The sequence below is a fragment of the Chryseobacterium sp. JM1 genome (assembly GCF_000737715.1).
Taxonomy (GTDB): Bacteria; Bacteroidota; Bacteroidia; order Flavobacteriales; family Weeksellaceae; genus Chryseobacterium.
Genome location: NZ_JPRN01000004.1, coordinates 279,081 through 295,146 on the forward strand (window position 1 = coordinate 279,081; position 16,066 = coordinate 295,146).

The following is a 16,066-nucleotide window of genomic DNA, read 5'->3' on the forward strand; positions in this document are numbered from 1 at the left end:
TCAAAATTAATATAATTTTTAAAACTGTAAGATGCACAACCAAAATTTTAAAATAATTTTATCATTTCTCCTTATTTTTTCGAGCACTTTAATATTTTCGCAAAAGAAGTTTACGATCGTTTTAGATGCTGGTCATGGGGGAAGTGACCATGGAGCGAACCGATCTTATGCAGACATTGGAAGGGTTGCAGAAAAAGACGTTACGCTTGCCGTTACCTTAAAAGTAGGGGCAATGTTGGAGAAAAACAGAGATTTCAAAGTAATATACACCCGTAAATTTGACGAATATCCTTCTCTTTCGGACAGAACCAACCTGGCGAACAGAAGTAAGGCCGATCTTTTTGTATCAATTCACTGTAACTCTTCGCAGAGACCTACCGCTTACGGAACTGAAACCTATGTACAGGGACCCAATCAGAACGACGAAAACCTGGAAGTAGCCAAAAGAGAGAACGACGTGATCTTTCTGGATGAAAAAGACAGACAGACCTTCGGTTCTTATAACCCAAGCTCTCCGGAATCTCTTATCGCGCTGAAACTGCAGCAAAATAAATATCTGGAGTCCAGTTTACTGCTTGGCGGATTGGTGGAAGATAATTTCGTGAATAAAGATAAAAGATTTTCAAGAGGGGTTTTCCAGAAAAACCTTCACGTTCTCCGTATGAATGCCATGCCTTCCGTACTGATAGAGACCGGATTCATCAACCATCCTGAAGAAAGTCACTATCTGGCCTCCGAAAAGGGTCAGAACGAAATCTCAGAAAGTATCTACAACGCCATTATCGATTATAAGAAAGCGATTGACCGAAAAACAGGAGGTTCATCCATGGCTGTAAAAAAACCTGAGCCTGAAAAGCCTGCAGAGTCTCCTCTCAAAAATGATTTCAGAATTTTACTGCTGAGTTCACCTGTAAAATACAATGATGGAGATCCTGCTTTAAAAGGTCTAAACTATATTCTCCCTCTAAAAGATAACGGCCAGTACAAATATTATTACGGGGTTACCAACATGGCTTCCGTAAAAGACATCAATTTAAAAACAGCAAAAGATGCAGGGTTTAGAAATGCGTATGCCGTAGGATTTATGCCTAATCAAAAACTGCTTTCAGGCTACTATACTATTGAGGTTTACACGGGCGAAAAGCTGAACGGAAACTCATTTATCTTACAGACACTGAAGGATGTAGAACGAAATAAAGAGAACGGAGTTTTCTATTATACGTATGGAAAAGTATTCACTTTAGAGGATGCCGTAAAGCTCCAAAAAGACCTTGAAACCAAGGGAATCAAGAATACGATTATTCAAAAAGTTTTTAAATAATTTGAAAAATAATTTTGAAGTTAAAAAGTTAATCATTACTTTTGCAACCTCAAAATTTGGCCTATTCGTCTAGTGGTTAGGACTCAAGGTTTTCATCCTTGCAACAGGAGTTCGATTCTCCTATAGGCTACCAAATTTGATATCATGCCGGATTTAAAAATACAAGAAGCTAAACTTCTTTTTAAGAAAATCCACTCTAACCCAAAAAGTTACGATTTACAAATCAATGAAGACGGGATTACAGGCAGGGATGATAAAATAAGTTTCAGACTTTACAGGACTGGAGAAAGGGTCGCCTTTGAAGTAACAATTGATGGACTTACCTTCACCAACACGACTGGAGAATGGAACAACGCAATGATTATGTTAAGTAGCACAATCAAGAAATTAGAACGAGAACAAGAGAATTTAAAAATAGAACAAGCAATAGATAAACTCAGAAAATACCTGTCAGAAGAAAATTGAAAAATTTTAAAAATAAATTTGGCAGATTAAAAAAAAGTTTATAGTTTTGCACTCACATTTGAACGATATGGCAAATCATAAATCAGCACTAAAGAGAATTAGACAAAACGAAGTTAGAAAAGTTCGTAACAGATACTACCACAAAACTGCTAGAACAGCAATCAAAGTTTTGAGAAATGAGGAAGATAAAGCTTCAGCTACTGAGCAACTTCCAAAAGTTATCGCTTTATTGGATAGATTAGCTAAGAAAAATATCATCCACAAGAACAAAGCTGCTAACTTGAAGAGCAAATTGACAAAGCACGTTAATAAATTAGCGTAATAGTATAGTTGGCCCGTTCGTCTATCGGTTAGGACCTCAGATTTTCATTCTGGTAAGAGGGGTTCGATTCCCCTACGGGCTACAAAACTTAATCACTACTAACCGGGTGATTAAACTAAGAGTTGAAACTTATAAAAACAAAACACTAACCCTGTAGGTATTTTATTTACAGTTTGGTAGATGGCCCGTTCGTCTATCGGTTAGGACCTCAGATTTTCATTCTGGTAAGAGGGGTTCGATTCCCCTACGGGCTACTTAACAACAAAAAAACTCTGGTATTTTTATCAGAGTTTTTTTGTTGTTTAATGTTAATGAGTCACTTGGATAAGCTTTTCAGGTAATATCGGATCAATTTCAAAACCTGGGGAGCAAGCTTTTTAACATTAAGATCTTAAAAGAGCGTGCTTAAAGAACTTAAAAAAAAATCAATTTATTGATTTCTTCATTCATAACAATAAGCATACTGCTTAAATCCTTAATGTTTAAATTAAGAAATAAACTAAAGTTTATTGAGGTTAAGAAAATTAAGGTCAATTTTAAACAGACTATTATAGGTTTGATTGTATTTATTTTACTACCAAAGTTTTGTAATTGCCTGCTTGATCTGCATATTAATTCTCAGAAGAGAAAGTATAATTTGTAGTTTTGTAGCATTCAAAATAAAAACATGGCATTCATTAACGATTTAGGTAAGATTATTGTTTTTCTGTTTTTACTGTTAAGTGTTTTTCTGATTACTGCAAAATCTGAAAGAAAATTGCCTGATTATTTATTTGCTGCTTTTCTTCTTGCATCTGTGATAGATTTTTCCGGCCTGTTCCTATCGCCTCCCGAATCTAAAATAATCAAAGGAGGAAAACTCGCCAGCGTTCTGCTGCAGATGCCTCTGTATTATTTATATGTCAACTCGGCCTGTTATTATAATTTTAAACTTCAGAAAAAACACCTTTTGCATGGGCTTCCGTTTTTATTCGTTTTTTGCTTCTTCAGCGTTACAGGAATTTCAGAACAGGGTTACAAAGTATTTGATGTGATCTCTATCATTCAATATTACTTTTATATCATTGCTGTATTTGTTTTGTTGAGAAACTTCAGAAAATTATATCAGGAAAATTATTCCAGCAATCATCATCTTACCTATAAATGGCTGATGCAAACCACTGTCCTTTTTCTGATAGGAAATATCTTTGTTCTTATCCGAGGTTTCGTTGGAAACGATAGTCCTATCTATAATTACTTATTCACCTTTACCTCCGTTTTTGTCTTATTTGTGATCACCTGGTTTGTGCTGAATGCTTTATACCGGCCTAATCTCTTTGCGGGAATCAATAAAGACCTGGTTCCTGTACAATCTGATAATGAAGTAAAAGAACAACCGGAGCAATTGAAAAGTCTTCTCCAATTCATGGAAACTGAAAAGCCCTATTTGGATGATAAACTGACATTGCAGAAATTAGCAGAACAGATTAGCTTACCCGAAAAGCAATTGTCGCTTTTGATTAACCAACATACCGGAAAACATTTTTTCGACTTTATCAATGAGTTCAGAATTAATGATGCCAAAACTCTTCTGAAGGAACAATCGCAACTAACCGTACTGGAAGTATTGTACGAAGTGGGTTTCAACTCAAAATCGTCATTTTATACGGCGTTTAAAAAGGAAACCAACTTAACCCCTACTGATTACAGAAAATCAATCATTTAATAGTGTCCGATTTTAAGTCGGACTATTTTTATGTTTTAAAATCAGTCCGGTTTCCGATAGTCGGATGTTTTTCTTACTGTAAATTTTCAGATTTGCTTCATCATTTAAAAATTAAATCAAATGAAGCTATCAATCCAATGGGCATTGTTCCTTTTTACTTTATTGAGTTCCGGACCATGCTCCGCCCAATCCAGACCAACTGATCCGATCAGAAGAACAGACTCTCTGCTGAATGTCTATCAACAGGAAAATGAGCCGGGAATGGCCATTGCCATTATAAAAGACGGAAAAGTAATGTATAAGAAAACCTACGGACTGGCTAATCTGGAAAACAAAACTCCGATCACAGATTCCACGGCGTTTAATATAGCCTCCGTTTCCAAACATTTTACCGCATTTATTACTCTTTTAGCTGAAAAGAAAGGAAAGCTATCCTTAGATGATGATATCAGAACTTACTTACCGGAACTGAAGCATCTGCCTCATAAAATTACGATCCGTCAGTTAGCCAACCATACCCACGGATTACCCAATTTTTCTGAAATAAAAAAGCTTCAGGGTTTTGGAGATGAATTTAAAGTGACCAATGAAGAAGGAGTACAAACTCTTCTGGGCATTAAAAGCATCAACTTCTCTCCCGGAGAAAAGTACCAATATAACAATACAGGCTTCACACTCCTCGCTGACATTCTCCACAGAATTTATAAAAAGGATTTTAACGAAATCGCAAAGGAATATATTTTCAATCCTTTGCACATGAAAAATACGATAGCATTAGACGATCCTGATAAAATCATTCCCAATGTGGCAGAATCTTACCGCCCAAATGGTAATACTTTTCTAAAGTTTCCTATTGCACAAATGGTGGATGGCTCATCCAATATTTATACAACGCTGAATGATTTGAGTCAATGGGCTATCAATTTTCAAAATCCAGTGCAGGGAAGCCATGAGCTCTACAATACAATGCAAAAAAATACTGTACTCAATACGGGCAAAACCATAGAATACGGATTGGGTCTGCAAACTGAAAAGTATAAAGGCTTAGACATTATATTTCATGGTGGTGGTACAGTCGGCTATCGTGCCTATATCCTACATGTTCCTTCACAACAGTTTTCTATTGTCATGTTAGGCAACAAGCAGGGCTTTGAAGGTTTGCAGATTGTGTATCAATTGGTAGATTTCTTTCTCAAAGACCAAGAAACACTTCCTCCGTTACCGCAAAAAACAACTTATACTCCTGCTGAGCTTAAGAAATTTGAGGGAGTGTATGAATTCAGTCCTGGAAATTTTCTTGAAATATCTACGGAAGGGAAAGACCTATCTGTAGGAACCTATAACCGAAATGGTAAGGAACCGCTTCAGATCATCGGTGACGGAAAATTTAAAATTACCTCTATTCCTACAGCAAGCTTAACCTTTCATAGCGGATCGGTTACCCTTAGAATTGCTGATTTCACCTATACTGCAGAAAAGATAAAGTTGAATCCTCCTAAATCTGATAAATTGGTTTTAAACAAATTAATTGGTTTTTACAGAAATGAAGAATTTAATACAACCTATCAACTAGTCGTTGAAAATAATAAGTTGATAGCCAAACATCCTTTGAATGGTGATATTGAACTCCATCCGTTAACTCCTATCAGCTTCTACTCCACAACCGATTATTTCGGACAGCTAGATTTTAAGTATAACCAAAATAATGAAGTCACTGAATTTATGTTATCGGGATCTAATCTTTTTAATATTGAATTTAAAAGAATAAAATAGTTTTATCTTCCTTAACTACTGAGGTTATTTTCAGTGTTTAACCATGTTAAGGTTTTGAACCTTGACATGGTTTGCTGAACTACTCATCCATCGTATCCTTTTTCAGGTAAATAAAATCCTTTTAGAATTTATGATTAAATATTTAAAAAAAGTCATACCTTTGCATTCATCAGATGATAAGATGTTTATGCAAATTCAAAGAAAATCATTAGCTCAGGAAGTCGCAGAGAGATTAATTCAGGGGATTACCAATGAAGAATATGCTGTTGGTGATAAACTTCCGATTGAACCGGAACTGATGAAAATATATGGAGTCGGCCGGTCCAGCATCCGTGAGGCTATAAAAATTTTATCGATAAAAGGAGTTCTGAGTGTACAGCAAGGTGTGGGTACCTTTGTAACTTCTAAAAATATTCAGGAATCACTGGAAGACCAGATCAATAATGCGGAATTCAATGAAGTTTATGAAGTTCGCTCTCTGTTAGATTCAAAGATTGCAGCGAAAGCGGCTACTAACCGAAGTGAAAAGGAACTGGAGACGATTAAAATGTACCTGGACCTCAGAGATCGGTTTGCAAAAGACAACCAGGCACTGGAATGTTACCAGGCAGACATTAATTTTCACATATCTATTGCCGAAGCCTGTGGCAATACCCTTTTGAAGGAAATCTACCGCATTGCCAGTAAGCATATTCTCAGAACTTTTGAAGCCAGTCACAATAACAATACAGACTCTTTCAAACTTTCTCAAAAAATACATACTGATCTTTATACTGCTATTGAAAATAAAGATTCAGACACGGCTGCGCGTATTGCTCAGCTCATTGTTGAAAAAGTATATTAAATATTAAATTTATAATCAAATTCATCAGATGACCTGACGAATTAAAGACAACATTATGGAAAAGGTACAGACACAAACTATTGATACCACTAAAATTGTTTATCCTATTTTATTTATGATCAGTTTTTCACATTTGCTGAATGATCTGATTCAATCTACGATTCCTTCATTATATCCTATTCTGAAAGGCGAATTCAGTTTATCCTTTGCACAGATCGGAATCATTACGCTGGTGTTTCAGCTTACGGCATCTATTTTACAGCCGTTTGTTGGAATTTACACGGATAAAAAACCCAACCCAAGATCTTTAGCTATAGGAATGGGCCTGTCAATGGCCGGTTTATTACTTCTGGCAGCCGCTCATCAATATTATGTCATTCTGATTGCCGTTGGACTGATTGGGATGGGATCTTCTATTTTCCATCCTGAAGCTTCGAGGGTTGCTCAACTCGCATCCGGCGGTCAAAAAGGACTGGCTCAATCGATCTTTCAGGTGGGTGGAAATTCGGGAAGCGCTATCGGGCCTTTACTGGTTGCATTAATTATACTTCCTTTGGGACAGGGTTATGTTGCACTTTTTGCGATTGCTGCTTTTATAGGAATCATTGTTTTGTGGAGAATCGGAAACTGGTATGCAGAAAGGTTATCCCTTAAGAAATCAGCGAAACATCCGGATAATATTATTGATATCCAGCTGTCCCGCAAAAAGGTAATTTTTTCTATTACCATCCTATTGGCTTTGGTATTTTCCAAATACATCTATCTGGCATCCATGACCAATTATTTTACATTCTTTCTGATTGATAAGTTTCATATTTCGGTGCAGGATTCCCAGCTGTATTTATTCATGTTTCTTGCCGCAGTGGCGATAGGAACTATTCTGGGCGGAAAACTGGGCGATAAATACGGAAGGAAAAAAATCATTTGGGCTTCTATCTTAGGAGCAGCGCCTTTCACACTTTGTCTTCCCTATCTTCCTTTGGGATGGACCATTGTATTTGCTGTTTTAATAGGATTAATTATTGCATCTGCGTTCTCTGCCATATTGGTTTACGCTACCGATCTTATGCCCAACAAGATTGGATTGGTGGCCGGATTATTCTTCGGGTTTATGTTTGGGATGGGAGGAATTGGGTCTGCTGTTTTAGGAGCTGTAGCCGATGATACCGGAATTGAATATGTATTCAGAATCTGCGCATTTTTACCTCTGATCGGGATCATAACCGCTTTCTTGCCTAATATAAAAGGACGAAAAAAATAAGCTGGAAATAAAGATATAAAAACATATGTACGGATTTCAGATCAAATTATTTTCTGATAATCAACATGTTCAACATTAAGGAATTATTATATATTTCACATTTTATAGAGATAATATTGTATACATATACTTTTATGCTTAAATTTGGTTAAAACATTAACCTTAAATCTCTATAGTATGAAATCTATTCTACTTTCCAAGAGCCGCCTTTTCCAGGCCGCATTGTTTTTAGCATTTTTATTCCAATCGAGCAATACACAAGCACAAAGCAGGATCTACGCCAATGACCAATACTCCAATGTGTACGGAGTATGTCTGGGATGTGCCGTACAGAACCCTCTGAATGCCGTGGGTGACAACGAAGACAACTATTCTACCATGGTCATGGGTACCGTTTTATTGGGAGGCGTTGAACAAACCCTGAGATTCCCTGAAGTGAGAATCAACACCAAATTAGTAATCGGTATCGGAACCAATAACATTCCTCTGACCGTTCAGCTGTTAAGCGGTGTGTATATAGAAACGATCAGCGGAACGACGTCTAATAATGACAGTCAAATGATCACCGCAAGTTTACTGAAACTGGCAGACACTCCTAACAGAGCAACGATTGAACTTACTCCTGCGAGCTCATACAACGCCGTTAAAATAAGACTGAGTGGTGGTGTGTTAAGTCTGGGTGGTGGATTCAGAGTGTATTATGCTTATCAGGATCCTCTTGCCACGATCATGGCTTACAGCAAAGCCGGACAGATTACTCTGGGTGGTACCGTTCCGTTAGAAGGGGCTGAAGTTTCTCTAAGAAATACTTCAGGAAAAGAAGTACACCGTTCTACCCTGAAATCAAATACTTTTGAACTGTCTACTCCACAGCCTGAAGGCGTTTATATCCTGACCGTGGAAGCAAAAGATAAAAAGACTTACACCCGTAAGATCAGAATTACAAACTAAGTAAAAGGACATATTAAAACTCCGGCAGGCTTTCAGCCTGCCGGAGTTTTTTTGCCATTAAAGTGGCAAAAAAATCGGCGGCCCGCAGGGCCGCCGATTCATTGAAATAAAATAGACTGTGAAAACTATTTTTTGATTAATTTCTGTTGGTAAACTGCTTTATCAGTTACAGCCTTCAGAATATATACTCCGTTCGGAAGCATGCTTACATTGATCTGGCCGTTGTTAAGCTGCGTATTCACCACTTTTCCGGAAGCATCATAAACGGAAACGTTTAGGATTTTCTCCTGAGTTTTGATGGTCAGAATATCGGTCACCGGATTCGGATAGATACTGAATTCAATTTTCTTCACTTCAGCTGTTGCTAAAACAGAAGCTGTACTGTTTACGGTAAGGGTTTTCTCAACCACTTTTCCGTTTGAGTTAAACGTAATTTTAATATCAGCAGTTCCTGTAGCAATTGGTGTCAGAACAAGTTCGTCATTTCCGTTGATCACTGCAGAAACAGCTGCCGGATTTGAATTCGATTTAATTGATTTTACAATAGCCGATGAAAGGTTATCCTCATCAGAAACAATTGTTTTCAGATCAATCACAGAGGCGCTGTTCACACTAACCTGTGAAGGGAATGTGTTACTTACTGTAGGAAGTGTATTATCCGGGAATACGGTTACAGCAGGGAACCAATAATAATCGTTAAGCGTTTTTGTATTGGTAAGTGTTCCGGTTGCATCATACGTATGGATCCAGTTTTTCTGGTAGTGTGCACCGTAACCGCTTTCTGTTGTATTTAAGATTAATTCATCCGTTATAGGATTCACACGAAGAGCAGCACCGTAAGGAATCTGCTTGTAAGTACCTGTCTGACCTGGAATGGTAGCAAAACTTTCGTTAAATGCTTTTGTCGTTACATCAAATTTTACAATTTGTGCTCCTGATACAAAACTGTTGACTGAGTTATTCCAATACAAAACATTCTGCTTGCTGCTCGCTGTAAAGCTTCCTGCGTTCCATGCTCCCCAGGATCCTAGATATTTAGTCGTAGGGATATTATATGGAGTTGTTGCAAATGTTGTTGTATTAATGTTCACCACTTTCTGATCCTGAATGGCCCATATACTTCCGTCTTTGGCCTGAACAATTGAGTGGAAAGCTCCAGGAATCGTACTCACCAAAGTATCAGTTGCAGGATCAATCACTAAAATTCCAGCAGATTGTTTTACTGCAAATACATATTTAGAAGAACGGACCATATTTCCGATCTGTCCGGCATACTGGCCGCCACCGCCTGTTCCTGTGATCAGGCTTCCAACCTGCATATTGGCGATATCGAATATAAAAATACCGTTCGAAGCTCCGATGTATCCTTTATTTTCATTAACCCCAACGAATGACCTTCCGTCACCACCACCGATGTTATTAAATCCTGCGATTTTCTGCATTGTCTGCGCGTTGGCTACCACAAGTCTTCCTCCCGGAGTATATTGAGTATCGCCTCCGTCTGCAGCCTGCTTTGAAATAAAATAGAATTTATCTCCGTAGATTGTTCCATACTGAGTGGTAGCACCAAAAGCCTGGTTGTTATTGGCATTACTGTAAACACGGTAATTGATCTGTCCGTTGTTATCTATGAAGTTAACAGAACCGTTGGTGTGTCCGAACCATTCTTCATTCACCATGAAATAACCATTCGTAAAATTGGTTGCTGTAACGTAAGGAGAAACCGGCGTTAATGTCGAAGAAATAGGGAAGCTCTCCATTCCTGCATTAAAATTCCATACATCATAAGAACCATTCTGAAGCACACGGGAAGTAGCACCCACTCCTGAATATCCAAAATCAGCATCTGTAGGATCTTTTACCCAATAGGACCAGTAGCTGTTGTACCATCCTGATCCCCAATGATCCGAAGCATCTGCTGCGGTATAATCATCAAAATCATAAGCCGCTGTATTGACAATCCCGTTGACAGGATAATAAGGATAGGTTACATTTCCACTTTTGTAAAGCGCATTGCTGTTCTGTCCGTTCAGGTCAAAACCCATTCCTCCGATTGCTGTTCCAAACTGTGTTCCCGGATAAAGTAAAGTGAAAAACCTGTGATCCGCCTTTGCAATTGCTTTCAGCATATCTTCTCCTGTAGCAGTTCCGTTCCATCTGAAACCCCATACCAAAGCATCCGGATTTTTGCTGTCATTCCACTGTACCACGAAAGCTGCTTCGTTGGTACCGCTTCCCACCCAATACTGGATATCAGAAAAATTGATGGTGGTCGTTACTGTTGTATTCAGCTGATTGCTGCCGGTACCCTGAATATCATTTCTGGGTACGCCCTGTACTTTGATCTGTGCATTCGCAAAGAACGCAAACAGAAACAGTACGATAAAAAGGTAAAACTTTTTCATTTTTCGAATTATATGTATTAAATTTTGTTGTCTGTCGTATTAATTGAGATGTAAATCATAAGCTCCTGCCACTTCTGTAGAAACTTCTCCAAGCCAGCCGGCTTCCTGATTGATTCCCGTATACACCTTAATAAAATCGATGCCCGGAAGTTTTACGTACTTCCCGTTCTTATCTACGGCCCAGGAAATATCTATATTGGACGCTTCATCGTTGTTCGGGGCATTGTCTGCATAGCCGTAATCATAGGATGTTCCCACCCAATAAGTCCCCGTTCCGCTCTGGTCATGAAAATTATCCTTAAGTCTGGTTCCCGTAAGGCTGTAAGAAGCGCTGGAGAGCCATAAAGGATAATAGCTTTGTGCATGGAAGGCATTTTTAGTTTTAAATCCAGAATTCCCAATATTGTCCTGCCACTTGATGTACTCCACATCAGCTTGCCAAAACTCACTTCCGGGAACGGGGGGCTTACTTTCGTTGGGTTTGAAGTAGGTTATGCTGTAATTTTTCGTTGTTGAATTTTTAAAATATTCGCTGCCGGCAATCTCGTACCATTCGTCCTCGTCAGGTTTACCGTTTTTATTTTTATCGTAGCCTACCATGATGATACCGGGTTCGCAAGATCCCGATCTCGTAGCATTGGCGTCATTTCCCCAGAATGCATTTCCGAGAATTTTGAAATCTTTTCCATCAAGATTGGGAATCGTATGATCGAAGCCGAAACTAACATAACCTCCGAAGCCTCCAAGCGTAATCATCGTAGAATTTCCTCCTACCAACGATTCTTTTGCTTTTCTAATCATATCGGTCTCCGTATATCCGTTGGCATATTCTGGGATTTCATTCATAAACTGGCCTACAGCCGGACGGAATTCAAAGACATCCGAAATATATTTACTATAAGGCGTGAGTTCTTTATTCACAATGATCGTTGACTTATAAATCTTCACCGCTCCTTTTATTTCGACTTTTAATGTCAAAGGATAATTTTGTACGGTGGGACTTACAAAATCCAGCTGTAGCTGATCAGAAATCACAGCATCATTAATACTCCATGTTAATGTACCCTCAATTTTAGGATCAATATTCAAAAGCTTAAGTCTGTCAATCGTATAGGATTCTTTAAGTACTTCCGCAGGAAAAGTCACTTCCTCTACCACTTCTTCGCTATCGCTTTTACAGGCTGCAGTTCCCAACAGAACCGAAGAGAGCAATATCGTTTTTAAAATATGTTTTGTTTTTCTTTCCACTTTTTTCTGATCTGATTATTTATATAAAAAAGCAAAGTGAGCAGGAATATTCCCGCCTTCTGTTTTCCACTTGAATTTCCCGGTCTTGTCGAAACAGTACACATATCCTGTGGTCACATAGTTTTTCGCATCCGTTAGATAGATATCTTCTGTATAAGGATTTACAGCAATTCCGTAAGGTGCTTTGATCTCGTCCACATATTGCTGGTCGATAATTTTGTTGGAAATAACCTGTTCTGTCTTTACATCGATGATTCCAAAGGTCTTGACGTAAGCATGGGTATTGTAATTAAATTCATTACCATAATAATACAGCTTGTCATTCACGATCGTCATTCCGCTTACAGCAACGTGAAAGTCTTTTTTCACGGTTCCTGTAGCAGCATCCACAAGGAAAAGACTGGATGGAATATTGTAATAATCTCCTCTGGAACTTACATATAAATCTCCGTAATTATCTTTTTTAATACGATGAAGATTAATGGCTACATCAATTTTCTTGGTTTGCGTAAAGCTGTTCAGATCAATAACGGAAACGGTTTTATCATAATTCGGGAACATATATCCCCCGGAATTGGCTACAAAAAGCTGATCTCCCATCACTTCTATTTCTTCCGGCTGATATCCGACTACGACCTGTCTCTCGATGTTCAGGGATGTGGTATCAATTTCTACTACTTTTCCCGGAGGAGAGTTAGGATTTAATTCAACCGGACCTGCGTAGCTGCTGGCATAGACTTTATTGCCTTTAAAAGCCAGATAACGGCAATTCTGCAGCTGTATGGTTTTAATTCGTTTGGCCGTTTTTGCTTCCAGGACTTCAATTTTATTGGAAACATTCACCACCACATACATTTTGCTTCCGTAGATCATGATATGGTTTCCCACATCACCCAATTCTTTTACCACAGAAGGATTAGTTTCTCCGTAAATATTCTTGCGGTATGTTCCTGTCGCATAATCGAAATAATCGAGCGTACATTTGTTGCTGCCCATATTTCCTTCGTTCAGAAGATAAAACCCTTTAATAGGAGTATCTTCACCGTTGCTTACCTCTTTAGTTTCCGAAGGAACTATATTGTCATCTGTCCTACATGAGAACAGAAAGAAAAGAGTAAAAGCCAGCAGGCAAAAGTTTAGTTTTTTCATAATGTAAAGCTTACAATAAGTTTAAAATTTCTTCCGGGCATCGGATAATTCCTGACCACGTCATAGTATTGATTAAGGACGTTATTGACCTCAAAACCGGCTTTAATCTGGTGGGAATGCCAGTTGATTTTTTTTTGTACGGATAAATCGTGCGTGTACCACGGCTGAAGATAATTGGCTTTGATATTATTCAGCTGAGCATCATAACGCTCTCCGGTATACATAAAACTGTAATTGAAGCTCCAGTCTTTATAATCCGCCATCATGGTAAAAGTTAGCGCATGCCAAGGCACATAAGAGATCTGGTCGCCGTAATAATCGTCACTTTTATCGGTATAATCTCCGGCACGCTGATAGGTATAGCTTACCAAAGGTTTCAGTTTCACTTTATTGATATCAAATTCCGCCTGAACATTCACGTCTGCTCCGATGATTTTCACTTCACCCAGATTCACCATCATCCATCTGAAAAGATTGGTGGTAGGTACAGCAATAATTTTGTTCTCTACTTCATTATAATAACCATCCACTTTCACATAGATGCCTTTAAAAAACTGATGGTCATAGAGCTTTTGGTAAGTAAAACCTGCATCGTACTGGTTCGTGTATTCAGGTTTCAGCATCACATTTCCGATCATCGTGTAATACAGATCATTGAAAGTCGGCATCCTGAAGACTCTTTTGTAGAAAGCCCTTACGGTAAGCTCTCTGGATTGAAAAGGCTGGTAGCTCAGGAAAGCAGAAGGAGTCCATTCGGTTTTATCAGGAGATTTTGCATTCATCTTCACTTCTTCATGGACAAAAGTTCCGAGAAGGCTTCCCAAAAATTTAAAACGGTTCCACTGATAGGTCGTGGCAAAAGCAACGAGTGAAGTATATCGTGTAGGATATGAAAAATCCCTTAAACTGGCATCGAGATTATTATACTGAAAGTCAAAGCTTGCACTTACATCCCAGTTTTGATTAATAGAATAGATATTGGAATTGGAAAAATAGAGCTCTCTTTGAACATAAGAATTGTCTATCGGCAAAACGGTTGTTGCCACATTCACCGTATCTAAAAATCGGGTGTAGTCATAGGCAAATTTAGCTTTGAGCTGCGTTTCGAATTTTGGAAATAGTTTTTTACGGAAACTGGCCTGAACAAAATAGTTCTCATCCAGCATCTGCTGACCTTTAGGCGTGAAATTATTATTAACAATGGCTGTGGGAACTCCACGATCTGAAATATAGCCGAATCCGCGTACACTCCAGCTTCCATCATTAATAGTTCCGTTTAAGGCACCTTCAAAACGCTTCGCACGGATATAGGAATCATATCTTCTCGCAATGGTATCATTGGCAACGGAACCGTCAGAATTTTTCTTTTCATATTTAAACTTATACAATCCCTTACTCTGTACAAATTCTGAACTGAAACTTGCCGAAATTCTGTCTGAAAGCTTCTGTTCCACACGGAAAGAAGGATTAAATAAACTGATGGAGCCTAACTTCAGCTTTACCGTTAAGTTGGTCTTCTGATCCCCTTTAAAAACAGGTATTTTAGGCTGAAGATAAATAGATCCGGAAGATCCGAAGTCCTTTGCAGGCTGAAAAATTTCACTTTTCTGGCCGTTGTATAAAGATATGGCTTCAAGATCATCGAGTGAAAACTTTCCAAGATCCACGATTCCGTTCTGAATATTTCCCAGCTGGATCCCGTCATAGAAAACACCCACATGCTGGCTTCCCATACTCCGGATATTCACCGTTTTCAGGCCGCCCATCCCGCCATAATCTTTGATCTGAACTCCTGAAAAATACCGTAGGGCATCAGCCACCGACTGACTGTTCAGCCTTTCAAGCTGTTCCCCGGAAAGGACCTGTGCAGGAAGAATTTCTTTAAAATCTTTTTTGTAAATCTGAATAGGAAGAATGGTTTTCACCCTGACGGTGTCTACGGATTGTGAGAATAGAAGTTGAGATGCTGCCACAAATAATGTGATAACGCCTTTTTTAAACTGAGAAGCAGTATATTTTCTGACCATTAGCTCATTGAGAATAATATTGACGCTAATGGATATAAGATAGCAAAGATAAAGCGCAGCTGTTACTGCACAGAATCATTGTTGTCCTAAGCTTTATTCCACGAAAGCATCAAACGTTTATCTTCTGGCAGGTCTTCTGACTTACTCCGTTTTTGAAATCCTTCCCATTAAAAAACAGTGGATATACTCTTCAAAAACTTTGATGTGGAGCTTACAGCAGCGGGTCTGTCCCGGATTTTCACCGGATTCCCTTTTAAGTGCTTGTTACAGCGCACCAGATTTCGGCAAAGATAGAAAATAATTAACAGATGCAATACATCACATAATAAATTAGCTATCAGTACTATAAAAACGCTCTACATCGAATTTCTTTCACGGTTAATCATCGCAAAAATAAATATGTTCAGGAGTATGTATTAAACCCCGGTGGCTGATTTCTATGACGTTACCAAATTATTTATATAATTTTTTTCATAGGGCTTTTGTTTATTGATAACGGCAAAAGCCCTATGGATAATTTTATTTCTCACATTATTCAGTACCAGCATTTTATTTTTTCCCTCAGCTACCTTTCTTAAATAATATTCTCTAAGAT

At 38.3% G+C, this 16,066-nt stretch carries 12 protein-coding genes, 3 tRNA genes and 1 riboswitch; of the genes, 11 read left to right on the forward strand and 4 right to left on the reverse strand.

The window, feature by feature from the left end; all coding sequences use genetic code 11:
- Window positions 1-31: 31 nt before the first annotated feature.
- The 11 genes from IW22_RS09780 (at window position 32) to IW22_RS09830 (ending at window position 8,642) form a co-directional block, all read left to right on the forward strand.
- Entirely contained in the window at window positions 32-1,321 is a 1,290-nt protein-coding gene (locus IW22_RS09780; RefSeq protein WP_034726093.1) for an N-acetylmuramoyl-L-alanine amidase, read from the forward strand.
- A gap of 58 nt (window positions 1,322-1,379) precedes the next feature.
- Window positions 1,380-1,454: transfer RNA gene (locus IW22_RS09785), tRNA-Glu, on the forward strand.
- An 11-nt stretch (window positions 1,455-1,465) separates the two neighbouring features.
- Window positions 1,466-1,786, forward strand: coding sequence for a hypothetical protein (locus IW22_RS09790; RefSeq protein ID WP_034726095.1), 321 nt, complete (start codon window positions 1,466-1,468; stop codon window positions 1,784-1,786).
- 67 nt (window positions 1,787-1,853) lie between these two features.
- The gene (gene rpsT, locus IW22_RS09795; RefSeq protein ID WP_034726096.1) at window positions 1,854-2,108 is read left to right on the forward strand and encodes a 30S ribosomal protein S20; all 255 of its coding nucleotides are present in this window, start codon (window positions 1,854-1,856) and stop codon (window positions 2,106-2,108) included.
- A 10-nt stretch (window positions 2,109-2,118) separates the two neighbouring features.
- Window positions 2,119-2,190, forward strand: a tRNA-Glu gene (locus IW22_RS09800).
- A 100-nt stretch (window positions 2,191-2,290) separates the two neighbouring features.
- Window positions 2,291-2,362: transfer RNA gene (locus IW22_RS09805), tRNA-Glu, on the forward strand.
- 413 nt (window positions 2,363-2,775) lie between these two features.
- Window positions 2,776-3,813, forward strand: coding sequence for a helix-turn-helix domain-containing protein (locus IW22_RS09810; RefSeq protein WP_034726097.1), 1,038 nt, complete (start codon window positions 2,776-2,778; stop codon window positions 3,811-3,813).
- A 120-nt stretch (window positions 3,814-3,933) separates the two neighbouring features.
- Window positions 3,934-5,586, forward strand: a complete 1,653-nt coding sequence (locus tag IW22_RS09815; protein ID WP_034726098.1) for a serine hydrolase domain-containing protein — start codon at window positions 3,934-3,936, stop codon at window positions 5,584-5,586.
- A gap of 187 nt (window positions 5,587-5,773) precedes the next feature.
- On the forward strand, window positions 5,774-6,430 hold the full coding sequence (locus IW22_RS09820) for a FadR/GntR family transcriptional regulator (RefSeq protein ID WP_034726100.1): 657 nt from the start codon (window positions 5,774-5,776) through the stop codon (window positions 6,428-6,430).
- Between the two features lie 55 nt (window positions 6,431-6,485).
- Window positions 6,486-7,691 carry an MFS transporter gene (locus IW22_RS09825; protein ID WP_034726102.1) on the forward strand — a complete coding sequence of 402 codons (1,206 nt, stop codon included), beginning with the start codon at window positions 6,486-6,488 and terminating at the stop codon, window positions 7,689-7,691.
- Window positions 7,692-7,868: 177 nt separating this feature from the next.
- Window positions 7,869-8,642 (forward strand): T9SS type A sorting domain-containing protein, encoded by a 774-nt coding sequence (locus tag IW22_RS09830; protein ID WP_034726104.1) that lies wholly within the window; start codon window positions 7,869-7,871, stop codon window positions 8,640-8,642.
- A 125-nt stretch (window positions 8,643-8,767) separates the two neighbouring features.
- Here the strand turns inward: IW22_RS09830 and IW22_RS09835 are convergent, their stop codons facing one another.
- The 4 genes from IW22_RS09835 to IW22_RS09850 are packed head-to-tail and all read right to left on the reverse strand — an operon-like array spanning window position 8,768 to window position 15,471.
- Window positions 8,768-11,047 carry a DUF5074 domain-containing protein gene (locus IW22_RS09835; protein WP_034726106.1) on the reverse strand — a complete coding sequence of 760 codons (2,280 nt, stop codon included), beginning with the start codon at window positions 11,045-11,047 and terminating at the stop codon, window positions 8,768-8,770.
- 39 nt (window positions 11,048-11,086) lie between these two features.
- Entirely contained in the window at window positions 11,087-12,295 is a 1,209-nt protein-coding gene (locus tag IW22_RS09840; protein WP_034726108.1) for a hypothetical protein, read from the reverse strand.
- A 15-nt stretch (window positions 12,296-12,310) separates the two neighbouring features.
- A complete protein-coding gene (locus IW22_RS09845) occupies window positions 12,311-13,444 on the reverse strand; it encodes a YncE family protein (RefSeq protein WP_034726110.1) in 1,134 nt (377 codons plus the stop codon).
- On the reverse strand, window positions 13,441-15,471 hold the full coding sequence (locus IW22_RS09850) for a TonB-dependent receptor plug domain-containing protein (RefSeq protein WP_081873927.1): 2,031 nt from the start codon (window positions 15,469-15,471) through the stop codon (window positions 13,441-13,443). Before IW22_RS09850 ends, IW22_RS09845 begins: the two co-directional genes overlap by 4 nt.
- 108 nt (window positions 15,472-15,579) lie before the next feature.
- A riboswitch (cobalamin riboswitch) is annotated at window positions 15,580-15,765 on the reverse strand.
- Between the last annotated feature and the right edge of the window lie 301 nt (window positions 15,766-16,066).